The 22,782-nt window shown below is 59.9% G+C and carries 19 protein-coding genes; 6 read left to right on the top strand and 13 right to left on the bottom strand.

Annotated features, from left to right (window positions below):
* Window positions 1-29: 29 nt before the first annotated feature.
* The 3 genes from F591_RS0100920 to F591_RS0100910 form a co-directional block, all read right to left on the bottom strand.
* Complete coding sequence (locus F591_RS0100920) at window positions 30-1,451, bottom strand: sensor histidine kinase (protein ID WP_026326289.1); 1,422 nt, start codon at window positions 1,449-1,451, stop codon at window positions 30-32.
* Window positions 1,451-2,146: a response regulator transcription factor gene (locus F591_RS0100915; RefSeq protein ID WP_019532697.1), complete on the bottom strand. Its 696-nt coding sequence runs from the start codon at window positions 2,144-2,146 to the stop codon at window positions 1,451-1,453. The genes F591_RS0100920 and F591_RS0100915 overlap by 1 nt, the downstream gene beginning before the upstream one ends.
* Window positions 2,147-2,877: 731 nt before the next feature.
* Window positions 2,878-3,375 (bottom strand): hypothetical protein, encoded by a 498-nt coding sequence (locus F591_RS0100910; RefSeq protein ID WP_019532696.1) that lies wholly within the window; start codon window positions 3,373-3,375, stop codon window positions 2,878-2,880.
* Window positions 3,376-3,634: 259 nt separating this feature from the next.
* Here F591_RS0100910 and F591_RS0100905 point away from each other — a divergent pair, with 259 nt between their 5' ends.
* From F591_RS0100905 to F591_RS29350, 3 genes are all read left to right on the top strand, one after another.
* Complete coding sequence (locus F591_RS0100905) at window positions 3,635-4,006, top strand: hypothetical protein (RefSeq protein WP_019532695.1); 372 nt, start codon at window positions 3,635-3,637, stop codon at window positions 4,004-4,006.
* Window positions 3,984-4,535, top strand: a complete 552-nt coding sequence (locus tag F591_RS0100900; RefSeq protein WP_019532694.1) for a type II toxin-antitoxin system VapC family toxin — start codon at window positions 3,984-3,986, stop codon at window positions 4,533-4,535. The genes F591_RS0100905 and F591_RS0100900 overlap by 23 nt, the downstream gene beginning before the upstream one ends.
* A gap of 144 nt (window positions 4,536-4,679) precedes the next feature.
* Window positions 4,680-5,054 carry a LysM peptidoglycan-binding domain-containing protein gene (locus tag F591_RS29350; protein ID WP_019532693.1) on the top strand — a complete coding sequence of 125 codons (375 nt, stop codon included), beginning with the start codon at window positions 4,680-4,682 and terminating at the stop codon, window positions 5,052-5,054.
* A gap of 317 nt (window positions 5,055-5,371) precedes the next feature.
* On the opposite strand, the gene F591_RS0100890 is transcribed toward F591_RS29350, so the two are convergent.
* From F591_RS0100890 to F591_RS0100880, 3 genes are all read right to left on the bottom strand, one after another.
* Window positions 5,372-5,770 (bottom strand): hypothetical protein, encoded by a 399-nt coding sequence (locus F591_RS0100890; RefSeq protein ID WP_019532692.1) that lies wholly within the window; start codon window positions 5,768-5,770, stop codon window positions 5,372-5,374.
* A 135-nt stretch (window positions 5,771-5,905) separates the two neighbouring features.
* Entirely contained in the window at window positions 5,906-6,919 is a 1,014-nt protein-coding gene (locus F591_RS0100885) for a zinc-binding alcohol dehydrogenase family protein (protein WP_026326286.1), read from the bottom strand.
* 10 nt (window positions 6,920-6,929) lie between these two features.
* Window positions 6,930-7,877 carry an aldo/keto reductase gene (locus F591_RS0100880; protein ID WP_019532690.1) on the bottom strand — a complete coding sequence of 316 codons (948 nt, stop codon included), beginning with the start codon at window positions 7,875-7,877 and terminating at the stop codon, window positions 6,930-6,932.
* 383 nt (window positions 7,878-8,260) lie between these two features.
* On the opposite strand from F591_RS0100880, the gene F591_RS0100875 reads away from it, so the two are divergent.
* On the top strand, window positions 8,261-9,286 hold the full coding sequence (locus tag F591_RS0100875) for a LacI family DNA-binding transcriptional regulator (RefSeq protein WP_019532689.1): 1,026 nt from the start codon (window positions 8,261-8,263) through the stop codon (window positions 9,284-9,286).
* 70 nt (window positions 9,287-9,356) lie between these two features.
* Here the strand turns inward: F591_RS0100875 and F591_RS32530 are convergent, their stop codons facing one another.
* The 3 genes from F591_RS32530 to pyk form a co-directional block, all read right to left on the bottom strand.
* Window positions 9,357-9,581, bottom strand: coding sequence for a hypothetical protein (locus F591_RS32530; protein WP_019532688.1), 225 nt, complete (start codon window positions 9,579-9,581; stop codon window positions 9,357-9,359).
* 818 nt (window positions 9,582-10,399) lie between these two features.
* Window positions 10,400-11,407, bottom strand: a complete 1,008-nt coding sequence (locus F591_RS29345; protein WP_019532686.1) for a copper resistance CopC family protein — start codon at window positions 11,405-11,407, stop codon at window positions 10,400-10,402.
* A gap of 664 nt (window positions 11,408-12,071) precedes the next feature.
* The gene (pyk, locus tag F591_RS0100860) at window positions 12,072-13,487 is read right to left on the bottom strand and encodes a pyruvate kinase (protein ID WP_019532685.1); all 1,416 of its coding nucleotides are present in this window, start codon (window positions 13,485-13,487) and stop codon (window positions 12,072-12,074) included.
* A 133-nt stretch (window positions 13,488-13,620) separates the two neighbouring features.
* Between pyk and F591_RS0100855 the strand changes: the two genes are divergently transcribed.
* A complete protein-coding gene (locus tag F591_RS0100855; RefSeq protein ID WP_019532684.1) occupies window positions 13,621-14,403 on the top strand; it encodes a helix-turn-helix transcriptional regulator in 783 nt (260 codons plus the stop codon).
* 72 nt (window positions 14,404-14,475) lie between these two features.
* Here F591_RS0100855 and F591_RS0100850 read toward each other — a convergent pair whose 3' ends face one another.
* The gene (locus F591_RS0100850) at window positions 14,476-15,702 is read right to left on the bottom strand and encodes an ABC transporter substrate-binding protein (RefSeq protein ID WP_019532683.1); all 1,227 of its coding nucleotides are present in this window, start codon (window positions 15,700-15,702) and stop codon (window positions 14,476-14,478) included.
* Window positions 15,703-15,841: 139 nt separating this feature from the next.
* On the opposite strand from F591_RS0100850, the gene F591_RS31130 reads away from it, so the two are divergent.
* Window positions 15,842-15,988: a hypothetical protein gene (locus F591_RS31130; protein ID WP_019532682.1), complete on the top strand. Its 147-nt coding sequence runs from the start codon at window positions 15,842-15,844 to the stop codon at window positions 15,986-15,988.
* Between the two features lie 1,097 nt (window positions 15,989-17,085).
* Here the strand turns inward: F591_RS31130 and F591_RS0100830 are convergent.
* From F591_RS0100830 to F591_RS0100820, 3 genes are all read right to left on the bottom strand, one after another.
* A complete protein-coding gene (locus F591_RS0100830; protein ID WP_019532679.1) occupies window positions 17,086-17,292 on the bottom strand; it encodes a hypothetical protein in 207 nt (68 codons plus the stop codon).
* Between the two features lie 200 nt (window positions 17,293-17,492).
* Window positions 17,493-19,355 (bottom strand): ABC transporter ATP-binding protein, encoded by a 1,863-nt coding sequence (locus tag F591_RS0100825; RefSeq protein ID WP_019532678.1) that lies wholly within the window; start codon window positions 19,353-19,355, stop codon window positions 17,493-17,495.
* Window positions 19,352-21,265, bottom strand: coding sequence for an ATP-binding cassette domain-containing protein (locus tag F591_RS0100820; RefSeq protein ID WP_019532677.1), 1,914 nt, complete (start codon window positions 21,263-21,265; stop codon window positions 19,352-19,354). The genes F591_RS0100825 and F591_RS0100820 overlap by 4 nt, the downstream gene beginning before the upstream one ends.
* Window positions 21,266-22,782 lie beyond the last annotated feature (1,517 nt).

The following is a 22,782-nucleotide window of genomic DNA, read 5'->3' as shown; positions in this document are numbered from 1 at the left end:
ATCCTCCTCTTTGTTTGCCCTGTGTGTAATCATGATGCCTGCGGAAGCCATACCTCGAAAGCGGTGCCTTTGCCGACCTCGCTCGCGACCGTGATTTTCCCTTCGTGCAGCGAGACCAGCTCCCGGACGATGGCGAGGCCAAGCCCGGTGCCCTTCGTTTTGGACCGTCCCCGGTCCGCCTTGAAGAACCGTTCCCAGATCAATTCCTGATCCTCGGGGGAGATTCCCGTGCCGGTATCGGACACGACGATGCTTATTCCGTTCTCCTTCGGCGCTGCGGCGAGCCGAATCGTGCCGTGATCGGTAAATTTCAAGGCATTCTTCACCAGATTGTTGACGATTTGCTGCAGCCGGTCCGGGTCTGCGAACACGAGCGGCGTCGCCGGATGAACCTCCAGTGCGAGAGCCGTCCCCTTCTCCGCCGCTTCCGGGGTAAACCGGTACATGCACTGCTTCAGCAGCGGCTCGATCTCGACCGGCCGGCGCTCGAGTTCAATGGCATTATTTTCTAATTTTACCAAATCCATAATATCGTCGACCAAGCGGCTCATATGCAGCGTTTCTTTGTAAATAATGTCGTAATATTTCGGTCTTGCCTGATCGACGATCAGCCCGTCCTGCAGCGCCTCCAAAAATCCTTGCATCGCCGTCAGCGGCGTTCTCAGCTCATGCGAGACGTTGCCCAAAAAATCGATCCGGATCTGCTCCAGTTTGCGCTTCTCCCGGTCGATCTTCTCGAGCTGCTCGACCATCCGGTTGATCGTCCCGGCCAGCTCGCCGATCTCGTCCTTCGCTTTCACGTCGATCCGCTCGCTGTAATCGCCCAGGCCGATGCGCGTCGCCACCTTCTCGATCTGCCGCAGCGGCCGCGAGATCGACCAGGAGAGCAGCGAGGCGATCGCCACAGACATGACGATGCCAAACAGCGTGACCCACAGAATCGTCTCGCGCAAATGCGCGATCGTCTGATTCATGCCGACGACCGGCGCGTGCAGGACGATGCCGCCGTATACGTCCTTCTCCTTGCCCCAGGGAACGACGACGGACAGCATCGTGTCCTTCATCCCTTCAAACTGCAGGTTCAATACGGCTTCTTCGCCCTTGATCATCCGCTGGGCGACGGACGCATCGACCGATTTGCCGACATAGACCTCATCCTTGGACGAGGTGGCGACGATCTGCCCGCTGCGGTCGAACACCCAGATCCGGGTATCGAACGATTGATCGAGGAAGACGAGCAAATCTTTGACGGAATCGTTCATTTCGCGGACGTTCTGGATCGTCAGATTGACCCGCTTCGCCTTGCGGAGCAGCTCCTGCGTCTGCGTCTCGACGATGTAATCCTTCGTGAGGAACGACATGAGGATGCCGACAGCGCACAGGCCAAGCAGTATCGTCAGCATGTAGCTGAAGAGCAGGCGGCGAAATATGCTCTTGTCGATCCCCAAAATCATGACGCCACCTCAAGCTTGTAGCCGACCCCCCATACAGTCACGATGCAATCGGAATGATGAGGGCTCAGCTTCTCCCTCAGCTTCTTCACGTGAACGTCCACGGTGCGGATGTCGCCGATAAAATCGTAGCCCCACACCTGCTCGAGCAGCTGCTCGCGCGTGAACACTGTGCCCGGCGAACGGGCCAAATGCAGCAGCAGGTCGAATTCCTTGGGGCGCAGGCTGATTTTCTCGCCGCCCGCGATCACTTCCCGGCGGTCGGGATGGATGGACAGCCCGTTCAGCTCGCACACCTCCTGCGGCTCCTGCTCGCCCGGCTGCTTGCGCTGCATGCGCCGAAGGATCGCCTTGATTCGCGCCACCAGCTCGCGCGGGCTGAACGGCTTCGTCATATAGTCATCGGCGCCGAGCTCAAGCCCCAGCACCCGGTCGAACTCGTCACCTTTGGCCGTCAGCATAATGATCGGCAAATCGTATTTGCGGAGAATTTCGCGGCATGCCTCGTAACCGTCCATACGGGGCATCATCACGTCGAGAATGACGATATCGGGCAGCTCCTTCTCCAGCTTCTCCAGGGCGTCCTGCCCGTCCTGCGCCTCGATCATTTCGATATGCTGCTGTTCAAAATAAAGCCCGATGATCTCCCGCACGTTCGGATCGTCATCGGCAACCAAAACTTTCCATGTATTCATGCCGGACTCCTCCCGTTCGACAAATGCTGCTATATAATTCTTACTTATCTCTTTTTTTGCGGGGGCGTCCGGCTGGAAATTTGTGCCTTGGCTGCACAAGCCCCGCTTAAAGCCCTATGGACAAGGGCGCCCTCCGCGCTTGTACAATCTTTTTGCCCCGGCTCGCAGTGCCTGTATCGGCACGATGCCCCCGCCGCACGCAGGATCGAAATCAACAGCTTAACCTTGCCTTCGGCAAGGTGGCAAGGTCCCTTTATCGTGCGAACCTGTGCTTTGCTGAGACAGGGATGCTCAGCGGGCGGCTCCCTGACCCCGCGGCCCCCGTGGTAGTGTGCGAACTGCGCGAGGCAGCAAAGCGGGCAATCCATTCCCGGCAGCTCGGGTCCGCCAGTCGCAAAGGCGATGTTCCTTAGCAGAGAATGTAAAGCAAGCACTTCCGCCTGGGCACCGATCCAGAAGCGAGCCGCAGGTCATGGCATTTTTCCATCGTCTCCTTCACAGCGCAGCAACTTGAGGCCATTCTTCCGTTTTCCCATCCCCGACAATGCTGCGATTTCCTTGATCCCACTTTAGCCTCAGCCGCTGTTCGTACCTGAGCCTCAGCTGCTGTTCGGACCTGGCCGCAAGCCGCGCCCAATGTCCCCATGCTTTAGCGAAGTTAAACGCCCCGCAACGTTAAAAAGAAGACCTCTCCCGGGGAAAGGTCTTCCGATAGCGCGGTCGCTGCCGCATTAATTCGTTGCGGACGGTTCGGCGGCGCCGGCATCTCCGGTGGACGGCTGCGGCGAATCGGCGCCGCCGCCCGCAGCGGCGTCCGGTTCGCCGGCGGCGCCAGAGCTTGCTTCGCCGGCGGCGCCGGAGCCCGCTTCGCCGGACGCTCCGCTCGAGCCGCTCTCGCCGAGCCCGGAGTCCGTGCTGCCCGTATCGCTTCCGGAGCCTGCGCTGTCCGAGTCGCTTCCGGAGCCTGCGCTGTCCAGGCTGCCGCTGCCCAGTCCAGAGCCTGCGCCCGCGGGGCTGTCCAGGGACGATGAGCTGGCGTCATCGGACGGCGCCGGCAGGCTGTCCGAGCCGCCGCCGGCGGGCGTATCCAGGCTGCCTCCTTCGCTTCCCGCCGGTGCTTCCAGGTCGCCGCTCGCCGGCTGATCGCCGCCGCTCGAACACCCTGCCGCGATTCCCGCAATCAATACCGCCCCCAGCATCATTTTCAAGCCTCTATTCATCGTTTTCATATGTTTGTTCTCCTTTCTCCGAGCCGTTTTTAATGAATTCCCTTCGGCCAGCCTTATGCCTTCGCCCCCGGGCTCAACTACACTGTAACCGAAAAAAATGACCATAGTTTGTTGAAATTGCGTCCGCCTTTTTAAAAAAATATGATCGGACTATGAACATCGACTTTTTCGGTCAGCAATCCCCTCAATTCAACCCTTGTCGTCGAATGATGTAGGAAGGTATAATCTGCCATATGCAGTCCGATGGGAGTGGTTCCGAATGAATCGAAACATACCTTGGGTAGAAGACAAGTTAAAAAAATGGAAAACGGCAGCGGCACGGATCATAGCCTCCGACGATTTGGAGCCGGGCGAAGCGCCGGCTGAGGCGTCGTCCGATGCGCCGATCGTCGAGCTGGAGCCACGGGTGTTCGAACAGTGCCAGCGTTGGGCCGATTTTCAGCAAATACGCGTACAGGATGCGGTTAACTTTATTGTCAGCCAATATTTTGCCAGCCTGGAGACGGAGGAGCGCCGCTACGCGACCATGGAGCACATGGAGAACAATCCGCTGCTGAAGCTTGACGCGCTGCTGCGGGCAGACCGCCACGAAAGAGAGGGGACTCAACATGACTACTCAGCCGATACATAAGAACTGGGCCGAGAGCTGGACCGAGCGGAGCCGGTACGAGGAGCGCAGAAGCGACAAGTACGAGGAAAAGCGCGGGGACAAGGACTTCTCCCGCATGGTGCTGATCGATCAGACGGCGTTCGCCGCCTTTATGAATCCGGAGGATCCGTATTACCCGAAGGCGCGCAGCGTTTTCTTCGAGCTGGACGATCTGGAACGCCGGCTCGCAACGACGAACGCGATCGTATTCGAGACGCACGAATGGCTGCGGAACCGGGGCAATTACGGGCATGCGCAGTTGTTCCTGGAGACGGTCGACCAGGCGGTCGCGCGCGGCGTGCTGACGATCCTGCCCGCCGGTTCCGAGCCGGAGCGCGAGGCCCGGCAGCTGATCCGCGAATGTCCGGAATACCGCTTCTCGCTGAACGAAGCGCTGCTTGCGGTGCTTATGCTGAAATACGATATCCGGCGCATGTTTACCTTCAATCCGAGCTTTCAGGCACTGCCCCGCCTTGAGCCGACGTTCAAGACGATACCGAGCATGTTTTGAGCTCTGCGAAGCGTCCGAATCGACATCCTTTCCGCCATGCGGCATCCGCGCGGAAAGGATTTTTTTGCGATTCATTCACCAAATAGTTCCAGATGACATAAAATGCGGTAGTCAAACGCCTAGAGGCAAAAGGAGGAAATCATCGTGAGTTTCTTTCCGTATTTTCCCGGAGGGGTTCCCTTCAGTCCGTTCGGCTTTCCGTTCGGGTTCCCGTTCTTCGGACGCCGCCTGTTCCCGTTTTTCTTTATTCATCCGTTCCGCAGATTCCCTTTCTACCGATCCGGAGAGGATATCAAAGACATGGTTTACGCCGTCCATACGGTCGAACCGGGCGATACGATGTGGGAAATCGCGCAAAGATACAATATCCCACTCCCGATCCTGCTCCTTGGCAATCCGCAAATCCAAAACCCGCACGTGCTGCAGGTCGGCGAGAAGGTGTATATTCCGAAGCTGTGCAGCATGCATTGTCAAGTTATGTACATGGAGCAGCCGGAAGGCGCGGCGATGTCTTCTTGAGAGGCCGCCAATGACGAGCGATTTTTCGTCATCGGTCGTCTCCTGCGGTGTTGAAAATTCGGCGTCCGGACGCTGCTAAATTGAAAAATTCGCCGGAGGGTTCCGTCCAATTTTTCAAGACAGACGCCCATGCCGCTTGCGCGGCACCATCAGATGATGAATATGGGCCGCGCACCAAGCGTTATTTTCAAGTAGGAGAAGGGGCAGGGCTCCGGCTGCTGAAGGCGGTAAACTTTCGCCCCGCACCCTTCCCCTGTTTGTTTCAGCACGAAACAGCTGTGAATCCGTGCCCTTTCAACGCGCCCGCCTGACCGTGGTCATTTTCTTCTCCGCGCCTGCGGCGTCCTCGCCGAGACCTGCAGCTGCCGCTTCGACCGCACCGTGCGCTTGCGGACGGAGGCCGTCGCCGCCTTTCCCCCTCCCATGAACGTGCCGAACAAGCGAAACATCGGCATCATTGCCTTGAATAAGGAAAACATTTTTTGCACCTTGCCCATGATCGACAGGATGCCGTCAAGCCCGCCCAGGCTGGCCAACAATCCGCCGCCGGAAGCGGCGTCCCCGCCCTCCGAAGGAGGTCCGAACAATCCCCGAACCTGCGCACGATTTACATAAGGTGCCGGAACGCCGCCGGATGTCTTGGCCGCCCTCGCCCTGGCACCCGTCCGACGGCTTTGGCCCGCCGGCTTCGCCGCCCCGTTCTTTCTGGCGCTCATACCGCTCATCCTTTCGCCAATCGCTTTTGTACCACCATATGCCGGCATGCCGCGATCGGCATAAGGCGCCCGTCCCCTTCTGATGGAAATAGGCGGCCGGTCCGAGCCTTGGACAGCGGTCTTCGGCACTTGCGCCTACAGCTCGACCATCGCTTTAATGACGCCGGTGTCCGGCCGCAGCCACGTTTCAAATTGGCCGATCATTCCGCTAAACGGCGAGCGGTGCGTGATGAAGGCGTCCGTGTCGACGTTTCCGCCGCGAATCGCTTCGATCACCTGCTCGAAATCTTCGCGCAGCGCGTTGCGGCTGGCGAGCAGCGTCAGCTCCCGCTTATGAAATTCGGGATCGCTGAACGCGATATGCGACTTGACCAGCCCGACATACACGATCCGCCCGCCATGGGCCGCGTAGCTCAGCGCCCCTTCCATCGACTTCGCATTCCCTGTCGCATCGAGGACGACGGTCGGGTAATCGCCTTCAGTAATCGCTTCCAATTGACTTGCGGGATCGTCCAGCGCATTGACCGTATAGTCGGCAGGCACCCATTCGCTGCAATACCGAAGCCGCTCCGCGTTGATATCCATGGCGATCACCTTCGCTCCTGCCAGCTTCGCGAATTTCATGACGCCGAGACCGATCGGTCCGGCCCCGATGACGAGCGCGTACTCACCGGGGCGAATCGCCGCCCGCCGCACCGCGTGCGCGCCAATCGCCAAGCATTCCACCGTCGCCAGCTGATCGAGCGTCAGGTCGCTGGCCTTCAGCAAATGCTTGGCCGGCACGGCCATATATTCCCGCATTCCGCCGTCCTGGTGCACGCCAAGCACGCTCATGGAACTGCAACAGTTCGACTTGCCGCTGCGGCAGGCGATACAGCTTCCGCAAGCGAGATACGGCATGACCGTCACCGCATCCCCCGGCGCCAGCCCGGCCGCCCCTTCGCCGGTCCGCACCACCTCCGCGGCAAGCTCGTGGCCTAAAATGCGGGGATACGCGAAAAACGGCTGATTGCCCTTGTAAGCGTGCAGATCGGTGCCGCAAATGCCTACCCGCCGAATGCGGATTAAAGCCTCGCCCGCCCCCGGCGCCGGAATGTCAGTCTCCTTCATCGCAAAACGGTTCGGTTCCTCGCATACGATCGCCTTCATCGTGCTCATGTCAAGCGTTTCCTCCTTTAGGATGATATTCCGGCCTCCCGCTCGGCCACGTCTCGTTATGAATCGGTTTGAGCATGTCAAGCACTTCGGCAAGCGCTTCCTCGTCGATCGGCTCCATCGCCCAGGCAGCGTTGCGGCGAATATTGTCCGGTCTCGCCGTGCTGACGAGCGTTGTCGGAATCGCCTCGTTCGAGACGGAAAATTGAATCGCCAGCTTGGGCAGATCGATGCCGCGCTCCCGGCACCGCCTGGCGGCTTGCGCGCAAACCTCGCGAATCCGCGCAGACGCCGGGTGCCACTCCGGCGGCTCCTTCCCGCTCAGCAGCCCCATCGACAGCGGCGAGGCATTGACGAGGCCGACGCCCCGTTCGGCAAGCAGCGGGACGAGATCCAGCAGCGAATGATCGTTCAGCGAATAATGGCAGTATGAAAGAATGCTGTCCACTTCGGTCTCGGCGAGCACCGCCCGGAAAACATCGAGCGGCAGACCGGACACGCCGATGTAACGGACCTTGCCCGATTGTTTCAACTTGCGGATCGCCGGAATGCTCTCGTCGATCACCTGCCGGATCGAAGCGAACTCGATATCGTGCAGATACAGGATGTCGAGATAATCCGTCTGCAGCCGGCGCAGGCTCTCATCGACGCTGGCCGTCAACCGTCCGGCCGAGAAATCGAATTCGTTCGCGCCGTAACGGCCGGCCTTGCTGCTGAGCACGATGCGGTCACGGGGCAGCTCGCGGATCGCTTTGCCGAGCACGCTCTCCGCTCGGGTCAAGCCGTAATAAGGCGATACGTCGATCAGATTGATGCCGAGCTCGACCGCTTCGCGAACTGTGCGAACGCTTTCAGATTCGTCCACGTCGCGAAACACCCCTCCCAGCGATGAGGCCCCGAAGCTGAGAATCGATACGCTCAGACCGGTCTGTCCCAATACTCTGTACTTCATCCTAACCTTCCTTTCTCCGCTATGTATGCAACTAGAGGACTATGGCGGCAAGCTAACAAGCTAAAACTTCGCCAACGGTCGTCGCCTGCGATACTGACCATTCGCTGGTCGCTTCGTCAAATGGTCCGTTGATCGGGATAGCATCATCCCGGGTTCGTCTGCCCGGCCGGGCTCTGGCGCGGAATGCGGACGTTGCTCCGCTATTGCTTCCGGATCGGCCATTTGTTATGTTGTAATGGATAAGTTCATGTTACCGATAACATAACGATATCAGGCCTGCCTGATTCCGTCAATGCTTTGGCTGGCAGAAACGCAAATCAGCAAGCGGCGGCAGAGCATGCGATCGCTCCTCTCGCCCGTCCGCCCGGAAGGAACAGTGAATGATGGTTACCATCTATGACGTTGCAAAAAAGGCGAATGTCTCGCCGATGACCGTATCCCGTGTCATTAACCGGTCCCCCTCCATCAGCGAAAAAACGAGGCTTAAAGTCGAAGCGGCTATCCGCGAGCTGGACTATATTCCCAATAAACAGGCGCGCAGCCTGATCTCCAAGGCGACACGGCTCGTCTCCCTGGTCATTCCCGATATTTCCAACCCGTTCTTTACCCGCCTGACGCGGGGGGCGGAGGATAAGGCGCTGGAAGCCGGCTACCAGCTGCTGCTCGGCAATTCGGACGAAAGCGCGGACAAGGAAGCGCAGTATATCGAGCTGCTTCTCTCCTCCGGCGTCGACGGCGTTCTGCTCGCGCCGGCCGGGGACGGCTCGGCTGCGGCGCTGAACAAGCTGACCAAACGGGGCGTGCCGTTCGTCTTCGTGGACCGCATCGCGGAAGGGGCCGCCTGCGACCGGGTGATCGGCGACAATGCCGATACGACGGGACGGCTTGTCAGGCATTTGGTCTCGCTCGGTCATCGCCGGATCGCTCTAGTCAACGGACCTTCCTCGATCTCCATCGCCCGGGAGCGACTGGCAGCGTTCCGAGAGGCGCTGCAGCGCGAAGAGCTGGGATTCGATCCCGCCCTTGTGATCGAGACGCATTTCAAGCAGGACAATCTGGAGGATATTGTCCGCCAATTGGTTACGCTGGCGCCGGAAGCCCGGCCGACGGCCATACTGGCCGCCAACAATTTTATCGGGGTCAATACGATCCGCGCGCTGCGCCAGCTTGACCTTGCCGTGCCGGAGGACATCTCCGTCGCCTGCTTTGACGATCCCGAGCCGATCCCCGAGTACAACCCCTTCTTGACGGTCGCCGCTCAACCGGCGTATGAGATGGGATATAAGGGCATGCAAATGCTGATCGAGCGAATGGAGCGAGCGGCTCCCGACGCTCCGCGCACCGTTGTGCTGGCTTCGGACATTATCGTCCGCCGCTCCACGGCTGCGCCGCCGAGTAGCCGCCTATGACGAACGATTCCTATCGCCATCGGCGTCACCTGCGGTGCCCGAAAATTCGCCGGAGGACTTCGCCAAACTTTCAAGATAGACCCCCATGCGGCTGGCGCAGCACCATCAGATGGCGAAAATGGGCCAGCGTACCGGGGGCTATTTCCACGAGATCCAGCAAATGTTGTATTTTGTACAACAAAAATGGGGGGAGAACCCCTATTTGCGGCTCAATGTTGTAAAAAGTGCAACAATTTGGGCGATATTCCCGGATTTGAAGCCAATCGCCCCTAAATTGTTGCACAAAATACAACATTCTCCTTCCTCTAGGGCGAAGAGACCGGAAAATGTTGCATTTTTTGCAGGATTTGTCGCTTCATGCGCCTGGGTGTGCCCGGGGAGAGGCCGCGCTAATGCGGAGCTCGAACGCTGACGTGGAGCGTCTCTTCATGCTCGTTAGCCCAGGGTGCTGTTTTGCCGGGCTAACGCTAGCCAGAGAGCTTATTTCGCTCGAAACGATCGATCTGAAATTGTAACGCAAGTGAGCAGCCTTACTTCGGCATTTTGAGCTACCCGATTCAGCGTTTCTGGCCAAATAGCGTTACTACGTTTCGTTACATTTTAAAAACGGTACGATTCAGCAAAATAGCGTTTGTCACGAGCGTTAGAGATTTGGAAGCTTCGGCAGGAGCGCAGGAAGGGGCAGCGAGCCCCCGGCGCTATTTTCAAGATAGAGACGCCCATGCCGCTGGCGCAGCACTATCAGAAGATGAAAACGGGCCGCGCATCTTGGGCTATTTTCAAGATAGACGCCTATGACGAGCGACTCCTTCGTCATCGGTCGTCACCTGCGGTGTTGAAATTTTGTCGGCGTATATCGCCAAATTTTCAAGATAGACGCCTATGACAGGCGATTCCTATCGTGATCGGCCGTCACCTGCGGTGCCCGAAAATTCGCCGAAGGATTGAACGGCAGAAGCGGTTCTTATGCAGCGGCATGCGGCAGCGCCGCCGTTCTTGCCGTTTGTCGCCGAGCGCCCGGCGGATACGGCTGCAGGCGGCGGCTCCGTTCCGAACGTTCGGACGCGCCGGCCGGAGCTCTGCCGGGGGCAAAACGGCCGGATTCGATCCAAGTCACTGGTTCAGCTCGTGCCCGTTTCTGCCCTTGCGCCGTCTGCTCACGGCGAAGGCCGTGGCAGCCCCGACGGCGATGGCGGCGCCGGTTACAAGCAGCACGACGCTCCCGCCGCTTTCCCCGGCTGGGCCGGCGGGCGGGGCTTGCTCGGGCACGGCTTGCCCGGGCGCGGACGGCGGCTCCGGCAGGCCAGCCACCCCTACGCCCGGCCCGGGAGCAGCTTCGCCCTCCGGCGGTTGTACCGCCGGAGGCGGCGAAGTGTTCGCGCCCGCGGGCTGCTCCGTCTCCGGCTGCGGGACGGCCGTATCCGCGCGGGAGGCAGGCTTGTCCGTCGCACGCTGAGACGCGTTGACGGTACCAGGCGACGAGCCGGCCGGCCGGCTCTCCTCCGGCTTCCCGCCGTCGTCCTCCCGCTTGTCCGGCGTCCCGCCTGAAGCGCCCCCGGCCGAGCCGCCGTCAGATTCGGCCACCGGCGGCTTGGCGAAGCCTGCCGCGTCCGGATTGATCGCCGGGGAGACGGCGGGGCTCCCGTCATCTTCCGAGCCGCCGCTTGCTCCCGGCGGAGGGGCGAGATCAGGAGCGGCAGCAGGCGCCGGGCCGGCCAATGCCCCCGAAGCCGGCGCAGAGTCTTCCGGCAGCGGGACGCCGACGGCAAACCGGTAGCTGCCCTCCGTGATATGAGTATCGAGCGATTTGGCCCGCCAATGTACATAATAAACGCCGTCATCCAAGGCAGGCAGCTTCAGCGCGAGCTCCGCCGCATCGACTGCCGACGCAATCTCTGCCTTCACCGCATTGCCTTCGGCATCGGTGACGGTAAGAGCACTCCGCTCGGGATCGATCTCCTGCGTGAAGCTGACGCGGATTTCACCGGGCGGCGCCTTCAGCACTTCGTCCTGGGCAGGCACCGACGATTCGGCGTAAGCGTGCGCTTCGGCCGGCGCCGGATTGGCCATCGCTATGGCCAGCCCTCCCGTCAGCCCGATCCAGGATAGCAGTTTGCGCATCCGTTCTCCCTCCCATTCTCTCTTGAACATTTGGCGATAATCCGCCGACAAAATTTCAATAATGCAGGTGACGACCGATGGCGAAGGAATCGCTCGGCATAGGCGTCACGCTTGACATTGGGCGTATTCGCCGACAAAATTCAATTACTGCAGGTGATATAATCTCCGAAATGTTCAACACTGCAGGTGGCGACCGATGGCGAAGGAATCGCTCAGCATAGGCGTTTTGCGCCGTAACGTCTGACTCCGCAGGCGCTCTTCCTTTTTAGCACGAATTATCGCATTATTTGGAGGAAAAGTAAAATCGCCGCGTCTTGGCGTTGTCGCCAAGGGGCGCCCCTGGACGCTTCGACGCTATCTTGAAAATAGCGCTTAGTGCGCGGCACATTTTCATCTTCTGATGGTGCTGCGCGAGCGGCATGGGGGTCTATCTTGAAAATAGCCCGGTCCCGCTGCCCATTTTCATCATCTGATGATGCCGAGCAAGGCAGCATAATCGTCTATATTATTCGTAAGCCTGCTCCGACATGAAGCGGTCGCTTTATGTGAACAATGTGGGGCGGCAGATGGAAGTGTCGTACGGCAGCAATGAACTCGTCCACTAACATTCCGGTTACGCAAAAAAAGCCCGGGAGTCCCGAAGGACTGCCCGCGCCAAGGTCATTCAAATTTGCTCGATTTTGATCAGATTGGTCGCACCGGTTTTGCCGCTCGGCACGCCGGCGGTGATGACGACATAATCGCCGGGACCGATCAGCCCGGTGCGCCGGCCGCTCTCCACCGCGGAGCGGAACAGCTCGTCCGTGGACGACGATCTCTCGCCCCGCACGGGAATTACGCCCCATACGAGGCTCAGCCGCTTCAGCACGCGCTCGTCATCGGTCATGGCGATGATCGGCGCCTCGGGCCGGTATTTCGATACCATCCGGGCGGTAAAGCCGCTTGCCGTGGATGTCAGAATCGCCTTCGCCCCAAGCTCCAGAGAAGAGCCGACGACCGCCTGGCTGATCACCTCGGTGATCGTTGCCGAATGCAGCGAGCGGGTACGGTGGAATTGGCTGCGGTAATCCAGCGTAGATTCCGCTTTCTGGGCGATCGATGCCATTGTGGCGACGGAAGCGACCGGGTATTTGCCGGCCGCCGATTCGCCCGACAGCATGACCGCGTCCGAGCCCTGCAGCACAGCGTTCGCCACGTCGCTTACTTCCGCCCGCGTCGGCCGCGGATTGGCCTGCATCGAATCGAGCATATGCGTGGCGACAATCACCGGCTTGCCCGCCGCATTGCATTGTTCGATCATCTTTTTCTGAATCATCGGGACGTTCTCGACCGGAATTTCAACCCCGAGATCGCCGCGCGCGACCATGATGCCATCGGATACTTCTATAATTCCCGAGAGGTTCTCGACCCCTTCCTCATTCTCGATCTTGGATATGATCTGAATGTGGCCCGCGCCGTTCTCCTCGAGCAGGCGGCGAATTTCAAGAATGTCCTCCGCTCTGCGGACGAACGATGCGGCAATCATGTCGATATCGTGCTCAATGCCGAACATGATGTGACGCACATCCCGCTCCGTGACACCGGGGAGCGTCGTGCGCACGCCGGGGAGATTGACCCCTTTGCGCGGCTTGATGACGCCTTCGTTGACGACGACGCAGTGTATTTCCGTCCCCTTCACCGTCTCCACAGTCAGCTCGATCAGGCCGTCGTCCAACAGCACCGTCCCGCCCGGCTTCATGACGAGCGGCATGTCGGCATAATTGACCGATATCCGGGACGCGTCGCCGACGATATCCTCGGTCGTCAGCACGAGCTTTTGTCCGCGCTTCAGCTCGTAGGAGGCCTCCTTCAGCTGGCCAATGCGAATTTCCGGGCCTTTAATGTCCATCATGATCGCCACGATGCTATCCGTCTCCGCTGCGGCCTGGCGAACCCGTTCCATGCGGGCCGCATGGTCCTCCAGCTCGCCGTGGGCCATATTCAGCCTGGCCACGTTCATTCCTGCCGCAATCATTTCCTTCAGCACTGCCACAGAATCGCAAGCCGGTCCCATCGTACATACAATTTTCGTTTTGCGCATGTTCCCATCCCTCCGAGTCTCTTGCCAAACGCTGCATACCGGAACATTGTATCTCGGAAGTTCACAGTTGACTATGAACTATAGTATTCTATATGTACTATAGTATCGCAACAATCACGGGGAGTGACAGCCTATGCTCGTCTTTCACGGAATTCGCCGCGATCGGGGGACGGATTGGTTCGAAGAAAAGGATGCGGCTGCCGACGTATCGACGCTCGTTATTGTCAGCTACGGCAAATGCCTTTACTGGATCGATCATCAAAAGGTGCTTTTGGAGAAAGGCGATCTTCTCTTTATCCCCGGCCATACAGCCTACTATGGCAAAAGCATACCGACCGTCTTTCACGAGAAATACGTGCTTTCCTTTGCGGCAGCGCCCGGGGCGGAGAAGCTCCCGCTGCTTCGGCAGCGTCCCTGGCTGAAGTGCCGAACAGGTCTCTCCGACCTGATGCTAGAACGATGCAAAACGATATGGACCGAATGGACGGACGGAGCGCCGTATGCGGATGTCCGCGGGCAGGCGCTTTTGACGGAAATGCTCGCGCTGTGGAACCGGGAATGGGATCAGGGTCCTGCAGGAGCGGAGCTGCAGCTCCAGGCCGAGCGGATGAAAAGCTACATTCAGGCGAATTACCGGAACCGGCTGACCAAGGAAGAGCTCGGCGCCTGCATCGGCAGAAGCCCGAACTATGCCGCCAAGCTGTTCCGGCGCGTCACGGGCCAGACGATCGGCGAATACGTCCATGCCGTGCGCATGAAGGCGGCAATCTACATGCTTCAGGAGTCTATGCTGACTATAGGGGAAATTTCCGAGCTGCTGGGATATCGGGACGCGTCGTATTTTCACCGGATCTTCAAGCGAACGACCGGCGCAACCCCCGCCGAATTTATGAAGGAACGGGCGACCGGGAAGTGACGCGGGCGGAAAAATCGATATTTTTGTGACAGCAGCCCGTTGCAGGCAACAAGTAATAGCCTCCGCGCCCGCTTACAGGCATGCGAAGCCCCGTTCTTCACGTTGCGCCGCAAAGATGGCCCGGTTGAGCGCGGCATCCAGCTCGGCCAACGTATCCTCCACACGCTTCTTCTCCTCGACCATCGAGGTGAATGCTCGCCTGACCATCCCGCTCACGTTCAACTCCAGCTCCAACCTCCCCGGCTGCACGACAGGAGGGGCGTGACGGTTTCGACTGAAGGCTCCGCGATTGCTGCCTGCGTATATCGGCATGCATTCGCCGAATGCCTCGCCGATCTTCGCGCTGCGAAGCGCGGAATGATAGCCGTTCTGCGAAAGGAACGACTGATATTCGTCCGACGTCAAATAAGCGACCGTCCGAAACGCTTCCTCCCGATGCAGGCACGAAGCGCCGATCATCAAATAGCGGTCTCCGACGAACGGCTTGATTCCCGGGTATGCCGCAAAGGTCGGATAAGACACCATATCCCATGGAAAATCAAGCTCCTTCTCGTCAAAACAGGACAGGCACACGACCGACATCGCGACGTCCCGCGCTCTCGCGAAAGCTCCGTGAAAGCGGAGCACGGTATGCGGCGAGGACGGCATGTTTCCCGGAATGGCATAGATCGCTCTCACCGTTTCGGCAATGAGCCGCCAGCGCGGATCGAGCAGCTTGCTCCGCTTTGTCACTGGATCGATATACTCCACAGCCAGCTGGAGCCGCATCAGCGCAAGGTCGCCAGGATCAAGCCCTCTGTACGGCTTCCCTCCCGCACAGCCGGTCACCCGGCGGGCCAGCTCGACCGTCTCTTCCCACGTCATTCCGTCGGCCGGATACGGAACGCCGAACCGGTCGAAAATCTCCTTGTTATAGACCAGCGCATACTCGCGCAGATCGAACGGCAGCCCGATCCGCCCGCCGCCCCGGCTCATACCGCGAAGAGCCGCCGTCATGGAAGCGTGAAAGCGGCTGGCGCCCAAGGAATACTCCTGTCGCAAGCCGGACAAGTCGCACAGAAAGCCGTTCAAAGACATCTCCGGATCGCAGAGCAGAAACGCCGGCAGCAGCAGCAAATCCGGCTGGCGGTCCGCATGAAGCAGTCTCCGAATATCCAGGTTCCCCAAGGGATCGTCATTGGCGTACTCCAGTTGAATGTAGGGCATTCGTCTGCTCACCGGCTCGGCGATGAGCTTGTGAAATTGTTTTGGCGATAACCAGGACAAAAACGACAGCTTCACCGTCCCGCGCCTCTTCATGGTCGAATCCCCCTCTCATGGTAAATTATTGTTTAATTATAGCAAACGTTCGTTCCTGCTAAAAGTATAAAATTAAAGCGCTATCTTGAAGATTTGGTGACAAGCTCCTGCAAATTTTTCGTACAGAAGGCGAAGGGTGATGATGAAGGAAGCGCTTGCCATAGGCGTCGATCCGGCGGCAGGCCTCTTGCGGTTGTCACTCCCGCCGGACGATCCGCTGCTGCTTCTGTCCGAGAGGGCTTGCAGACCTATTCGCATTCTGAGAAAAAACTTCACTCCTCCCTAGGCCCTTAATCGTGCAAGCCCGTCCATTGCTGCGATCGAGTGACTCCGCCGGCAGTCCCCGAACTCTGCGGTAGTGGTCGAGCTTCACGTTAGCGTTCGAACTTCGCGTTGGCGCTGCCCTTCCCCGCCCACACCCGGGCACATGTGACGACGAACTCGCTCCGGATCAACAGCGTGAGCGCAATGCCTTCTCCCCAGGCACATGCGACAACGAACGCAGCCGCATCCGCTCGCCGCCGCTGAGGCTTCCTCTCCCCAGACACATGAGGCAACGAATCCTGCAAAAAATGCAACATTTTTCGTATTCTTAGCACCAGAAGAAGGAGAATGTTGTATTTCGTGCAACAATTTGGGCGCGATTGGTCTCAAACCAGGAAACATCGCCCGAAATATTGCACAAAGTGCAGCATTGAGCTGCGAATGCGGTTTATCCCCCAGTTTTTCTGTACAAAATACAACATTTACTATTTTGAAACTTGGCGATAATCCGCCGACAAAATTTCAACCCCGAAGGTGACGACCGATGACGAAGGAAGCGATCGTCATAGGCGCCGCTCCCCGCGGAATCCGTCTTGTACCCGGCAGGGCGCTTTTGGGCGCTGTTGCGAATCCAGCGATAAAAGCCCTAGGATCGGCTCGAATTGGGGCTTGCTGGGCAGACCAAAAGTGCACAGCGGGTTGTGGCGCAGGGCCCAGCCTTGGACGCGGGAAACAGCCTGGGCACGGGAAACAGCCTGGACGCGAGAAACAGCCCGGGCACGGAGCCCAGCCTTGGGCGCGGGAACCAACCTGCGCACGGGAAACAGCCTTGGGCGCGGGGGCCAGCCTTGCGCACGGGAAACAGCCTGGGCACGGGAACCAATCTGAACGCGGGGCCAGCCTTGGGCACGGGCCTAGCCCCATTTCTCGCTGGATGCCTACAGCGAACGAGCATCGCCTCACCGGTCGGCCTACGCTTTTGCAGAACATTCCCGCGGAAGCTTTTCTACAAAAAAGAGGCCTTCTCACACAGCTCAGGCTGTTTGCGAGAAAGCCCCTTTTCGGTTGTCGTGCATCGGTCATGCATCTATGGGTGTATCATCTGCATCGTCGTGAGGATTAACTGGCATGGGATTGCTTGGCCATGGCGTACGACAGCTCCAGCTCCTCGAATTTCGTATCGGTCATGACCGACTCCAATTGTCGGAGAGACGAATTGATCTCCCGGAACGCTTCGCTGATCGCGGCGATTTCCCGGTCCTGGCTGTTCATGGCGTAAAGCAGCTGATCGATATCTTGTCTTGTGATTTGGGCTGGTACGTTCAACCCTCTCCCTCCTTTGCCTGTAGGCTTTTCATCATAGGTGTTCGTGCCTAATTTGAGGATTGAGGGGGGAAAACGGAACTTTTTTTGCATAAAAACTTGGGTTGTTGGCCGCAGCAACGGCGATTTCCGCCGCATATTCACTTAGGCTGCGGGCGTTAGCCGTTTCCTTTCATTTCCTGAATTCCCGCGGGCAAAATGCCTCAAGCGCCGCGATACCACTCCGCCTGGGAGCGAAACATCCGGGCATAAACGCCGTCTGCTGCCAGCAACGCATCATGCTCGCCTTCCTCGGCGATGCGCCCGTTCTCCAGCACAACGATCCGGTCGGCCCAACGGGCCCAGCCGAGCCGGTGCGAGACGAACAGGACGGTGCGGCCCTGCGCCAGCTCCCGGAACGAACGATACAGCTCTGCTTCATGCAGCGGGTCGAGCGCGGCGGTCGGTTCGTCCAGCACGAGCAGCCGAGCATCGCGAATGGCCGCGCGGGCGATGGCCAGACGCTGCCACTGTCCGCCGCTCAGCTCGCGGCTGCCTGCCGCCTGCTGTCCCAATCCGGCGTCCAAGCCGTCGGGCCCTGCGGCAAGCCCGGCCATCCCGCAGGCCTGCAGCGCCCGGCAGACGGATTCATCCGTGTGGGCTCGATCCGGCCGCCCGAAGGCGACGTTGTCGCGCAGCGTCGTCTCGTACCGGACGAAGTCCTGGAATACGGCCGACATGGCGCTTCGCAGCCCGCCAAGGTCAAGATCGGCGTAATCCTCGCCATCCCAGGTGATGCGGCCGGACGTCGGCCGGTATAGGCCGAGCAGCAGCTTGACGAGCGTCGACTTGCCCGCTCCGTTCTCGCCGACCAGCGCGACCGTCTCGCCGGGATTCAGCGTCAGCCGTATGTCGCACAGCGCCGGAGCGGACGCTCCTTCATAGCGATAGCTCACCCGCTCGAACGCAATCCGCCCTTGCCGGCCCGGCAGTTGCGCCCGGCTGCTTCTGCCGGCGGCCTGGGCGGCGGCGACGGGACGTTCGTCTGACGGCATCGGCGCTGCAAGCTCCGATTCCGGTTGTTCTTGCAAAAATTCGACCAGGTCCTCGATCTGCGCGCCCTGAATGTATATTTTGCTCAGCGGGTGCGCCATTTTGGCCGAAATGTCGTAAGCCTGCCGCATGGCTTGAACAACGACGACGAATGCGCCCGCCGTGAACAAGCCGGATTTCAGCTGCCACGCCATCCATGCGATGGCTCCGAACAGGCCGGCGATCTGGAGCGACGAGATGATCATGCCCCGCCGGATTTCCCTGCGCCGTGCATCCATTCGCTGCTTCAGCGAATGGCGCATCCGCTCGGCCCACTGCCCCAGCACATAATCGGCAGCTCCGAAAATCCGCAGTTCCTTGATCGCGGACGAATCTGTCAGCACATCGCGCAAATAATCGGATTGCCGGCCCGAACGCGTGATGTCCCGGTTCACGCGGCGTACCGTCACATCGGCCTCCAGCCGGATAGCCAGCGATGCGCCGAACAAGACCAGCAGCAGCGCGCCGAGCGCCGGATGGGCCAGCGCAGCCGCCGCCAGCAAGCCGACCAGTTCGAACATTAGCCGCAGGAAGCCGCCGACATTTTGCATAATGGCGAACAGATCGGAAGCGGCCGCCCACTCCGCTCTCTGCAGCCGGTCGTAATAATCCGCCTGCTCCATCCGTTCCAGCGAAACTTGAACCGCCCGCTTGTGCACCTCTGCCTGCAAATGCTGCGAAGCGAGGTCGCGAAGCCGCTGATCCGCGACGTTATGCCATGCGGTCAGCGCGACCCGAAGCACGGCCGCCCCGGCGAATACGGCAAGCGGCGGCCAGGCGAGAGCGAGCCAGGCCGACCTGTCGATAGCTCCGATATCGTGCACAAACAGGTCCACCAATGCTTTTTGCGCGGCCAGACCGGGAACAAGGAGCACGCCGAGCATAAGCGGGATAGCGACCGCTGCGGACGCCCTTACGGGCATGGCGCGCCATATCGCGTACAGTAGCACCATCGCCGCCTTCAGCTTGGGTGGGAAAAGCGAGTGCCGGCTCATATCGGTTCCCCCTTTGCCGTATACCATGACGCCTGCTGGCGGAACATCCGGCTGTATTCGCCGTTTTGCCGCATCAGCTCGTCATGCGTCCCTTGTTCGGCGAGCCGCCCGTCCTTCAGCACGAGGATCAGCTCGGCCAGCCGGGCCGCTCCGAGCCGGTGCGTGACGAGCAGCGCCGACTTGCCTTCCGTGGCGCGGAGGAACAGCTCGAACGCTTCCTTCTCCGCCTCGGGATCGAGCGCCGCTGTCGGCTCGTCGAAAAAGACGAACTCGGCTTCCCGCAGCATCGCCCGGGCCGTTGCGATTTTTTGCCATTCGCCGCCGGACGGCTCCATCCCGCCGAATGCCGCGCCAAGCTGCGCATCCAGCTCGCGCAGCCTGCTCCCGCTGGCGCGCAGGGCCGACTGCAGCGCCGCGTCCTGCTTCAGCGCTTCGAGCCTTCCGATCGCCACATTGTCCCTCAGCGTCAAATATAGCCGGGTAAAATCTTGAAATACAGCTGCAGCAGAGCTTGGAAAAGGCATGCTGCTTTTACGCTCGCTTGCGGCGTCGTACCAGACGATCATTCCCTCATCCGGCGTATAGAGGCCTGCCAGCAGCTTGACCAATGTCGTTTTGCCCGACCCGTTCTCGCCGACCAGGGCGGCGCGGCAGCCGGGCGGAATCGTCAGGCTGACATGCTGAAGCGCATCGCTGGCCGCCCCCGGATAACGAAACCGCAGCCCCCTTGCCTCAAGCCGCAGGTTCCCGGACGGGTAGCCGGGAGGCGAGCCACTCCGGGGACGCTGGTTCCCCGCCGGGTAGCCGGGAGGCGGACCGCTCTGAAGCCGCTGGTTCCCCGCCGGGTAGCCGGGAGGCGTGCTAGAGCGAACCGATATGCGAGCTTCCGCTTGGCCGTCGCCAGCCGCTGCTCCCTCCCCCCTATGCGTGCGGTTCGGCGGCGCCAGCGCCGGCGAAAGCGCCGCGTTCCTGTCTTCTTCGAGACTCATATAAGCGGCGAAATCAGCCCACCTCATCCGCTGCGTGCGCACCGCTGCCCCCTGCATGGCGAGGCCGGGCAGTTCCGATACCAGCATGGCCAGGACGAGCATCAGAAGCGCGAAATCGCCGCCGGATCGCGCCTCCGCGCCCGGCATCAGAACGAGCAGCGCCGCCAGCAGCCCGCCGAGCAAAGCGTTCGCCAGCTCCGGAGCCGCCTTTCGCAGCTCGGAACGGCGTGTTGCTCGCTGCCTCTCTTGCGCCAGCTGCGCAGATACAGTCGTCCAGCGCCCCATCAGCTCGGGGCCCAGGCCGAACAGCCGAACCTCTTTGGCCGCCTCCCGCTTCGTCAGCAGTGCGGCGTAATGGCTGAGCAGCCGCCGGCCTGCCGCCTGCTCGCGGCTTAGGCTCTCCGTACTTTCGGCCGCTCTGCCGGACACCGCCGCTTGCAGCAGAGCCGCAGCGACGATCGCAGCAGCCGGAAGCCACTCGCCGTATGCCGCAAGAGCCGCCACCAGCACCGCAAAGCGGAGCAGCGACTGCAGCAGCGTTACGACGGAATTGTACATCCCGTAAAGCGAAGCCTGCATCGCCCGTTCGCGCATGTCCTTGACCGCCGGCGATTCGAGCGATGCCAGCGGCAGGCGCGACGTTTTGCTGAGCATTAGCCGCTGCTCCTCCAGCGTCCCGGCCTCCATCAGCCGCGTCGCGGCCATCGGGGCTGGCGCGCCGAGCGCAATGTTGCCGAGCGCCAGCAGCGCAGCCAATCCGACGGCGATGGCGACGATCGGGCCGATCGGCTCCCCTACGCTCCAGCCTTGAATCCGGTCGATCAGCCATTTCACGACCCACAGCTCCAGCGGCATCAGCGGCACGGCTAGAAACAAAGCCGCGGCGAGCGCAATTGCCGCGCGCCGATCCGCCTGGAGCAATATGCACGCCGCCTCGCGAAAACTTCGGTAGAGCTCGACGATGGTTCATCCTCTCCCTTTTATTCAATAATGGTTTAGTATGACAGCACGAATAAACATACCTAAATCCAGGCAAAAAATATAGACTTATCCTGCCGCTTTGTTTATAATAAGATTATAGGGAGCCGACAATGGCCCCCCTCTATTTGATGGCACCCGGAAATGGAAGTTCCCTGTCGCCGATATACGAGTTCTGCATTACGATATACGTTAATAGTTAAAGACACCTTCGTCGGGTGTCTTTTTTAACGTTTCATTTCGCACTGGACGCAGCCCGTCGCCGGCCGCCAGCGAAGCGAGCGCCTCCCGGGCGGCCGCTTCGATCCGGCCCGCAACGCCTCATGCACGTAGGCGATCGCCATCCGCACGGCATGCCCCGCCTTCTCCTCGCCGTCCCGGCCGATCCGCTTGCGCTAAGCCGTGGCCGCTCATCCTCGCAAGGAGCATCCTGGAACTTTGGGCGCGGCTTGCGGCCAAGTACGGAAAGCAGCTGAGGCCGAATAGGTTCCAGGAAATCGCAGCATTCCGGTGCCGGAGAACGGAAAAATAGCTTTAAGCTGCTTGTCTGTTAAAGAAGCCGCGGAAAGGCGCCCTGAAAGGGAAGGGTGCCATAACCTGCGGCTCGCTTCCGGATCGCGGCAAACGAGTCGTCGCCGGCATTCGCGATCGTAATCGCAGCGGACCCGAGCTGCCGGGGATGGATCGCCGCTTCGCAAGACCTCGCTTCATGTTTCGCTTAGCTAACGCTGGCCATAAAGCTTATTTAGCCTAAACGGATCGGCTTGACATTCTTACGCTTGCGGACAGCCTTATTCCGCATTTTGGGCGACCCGATGCAGCGTTTCGGACAAAATAGCGCTGCCCAGTTTCGTTACATTTTAAAAAGTGCTCAATTCGGCAAAATAGCGTTTGTCCCAAGCGTTAGAAATAATATTGTGGTTCAGAAGCTTAAGAAGACCCGCTTTTAGCCCGCGGTTTATACTGCTTGAGGCCATGCCAGCGGTTTCGCGTTGGGTGGACCGTTGCCAGAACCCGAACCCGCAATGACCAGGTCTGTACCCAAAAACGACCGCTAAAGCGCAGCCGCTCATCCTGGCAAGGACAGCTATTCTTATGTTCCTCGATGCTCCGGGATGCATAGGCGCACCAGAGCTGGAAAGCGCCGCACAGCAGCATCCGGCAGCGGAAGCGCCACGCAGCGCGTGAGCCAGCGGATTGCATGGCAGTCGCACGAGCATCGTCCTAAGCGATTGCCGTTGATTGCTTCCGATTATCCCTTGTATCCGCGAAACTCCAACCGGCCACATAGACTCGCATCGTCCCCGTACCGTCCGCGATGGCGGCGGCGAGCAGCTTGAAAACGCGGCGTGCGTTCGTTACCCCTTCTGGCGCAAGCGCCTGCCGTTTGAGAAGCATGCGCTTGTTGGCTGAAAAGATTTGCAAAGAAATGGGAACATGTCGGCTACTGTCCGCCCCCG

Origin of the sequence: Paenibacillus ginsengihumi DSM 21568 (genome assembly GCF_000380965.1) — a bacterium.
Lineage (GTDB): Bacteria > Bacillota > Bacilli > Paenibacillales > NBRC-103111 > Paenibacillus_G > Paenibacillus_G ginsengihumi.
The sequence above is the reverse complement of the archived record's forward strand: the minus strand, read 5'-3'. Positions and strand labels throughout refer to the sequence as shown.

Bases quoted from the DNA above. Each gene is read 5' to 3' on its own strand.
- F591_RS0100825 (WP_019532678.1), bottom strand. From the start codon at position 19,355: ATGAGCCGGCACTCGCTTTTCCCACCCAAGCTGAAGGCGGCGATGGTG.
- F591_RS29345 (WP_019532686.1), bottom strand. From the start codon at position 11,407: ATGCGCAAACTGCTATCCTGGATCGGGCTGACGGGAGGGCTGGCCATA.
- F591_RS0100875 (WP_019532689.1), top strand. From the start codon at position 8,261: ATGGTTACCATCTATGACGTTGCAAAAAAGGCGAATGTCTCGCCGATG.
- F591_RS0100915 (WP_019532697.1), bottom strand. From the start codon at position 2,146: ATGAATACATGGAAAGTTTTGGTTGCCGATGACGATCCGAACGTGCGG.
- F591_RS31130 (WP_019532682.1), top strand. From the start codon at position 15,842: ATGATGAAGGAAGCGCTTGCCATAGGCGTCGATCCGGCGGCAGGCCTC.
- F591_RS32530 (WP_019532688.1), bottom strand. From the start codon at position 9,581: ATGTTGTATTTTGTGCAACAATTTAGGGGCGATTGGCTTCAAATCCGG.
- F591_RS0100890 (WP_019532692.1), bottom strand. From the start codon at position 5,770: ATGAGCGCCAGAAAGAACGGGGCGGCGAAGCCGGCGGGCCAAAGCCGT.
- F591_RS0100880 (WP_019532690.1), bottom strand. From the start codon at position 7,877: ATGAAGTACAGAGTATTGGGACAGACCGGTCTGAGCGTATCGATTCTC.
- F591_RS0100885 (WP_026326286.1), bottom strand. From the start codon at position 6,919: ATGAAGGCGATCGTATGCGAGGAACCGAACCGTTTTGCGATGAAGGAG.
- F591_RS0100900 (WP_019532694.1), top strand. From the start codon at position 3,984: ATGACTACTCAGCCGATACATAAGAACTGGGCCGAGAGCTGGACCGAG.
- F591_RS0100855 (WP_019532684.1), top strand. From the start codon at position 13,621: ATGCTCGTCTTTCACGGAATTCGCCGCGATCGGGGGACGGATTGGTTC.
- F591_RS0100850 (WP_019532683.1), bottom strand. From the start codon at position 15,702: ATGAAGAGGCGCGGGACGGTGAAGCTGTCGTTTTTGTCCTGGTTATCG.
- pyk (WP_019532685.1), bottom strand. From the start codon at position 13,487: ATGCGCAAAACGAAAATTGTATGTACGATGGGACCGGCTTGCGATTCT.
- F591_RS0100905 (WP_019532695.1), top strand. From the start codon at position 3,635: ATGAATCGAAACATACCTTGGGTAGAAGACAAGTTAAAAAAATGGAAA.
- F591_RS0100910 (WP_019532696.1), bottom strand. From the start codon at position 3,375: ATGAAAACGATGAATAGAGGCTTGAAAATGATGCTGGGGGCGGTATTG.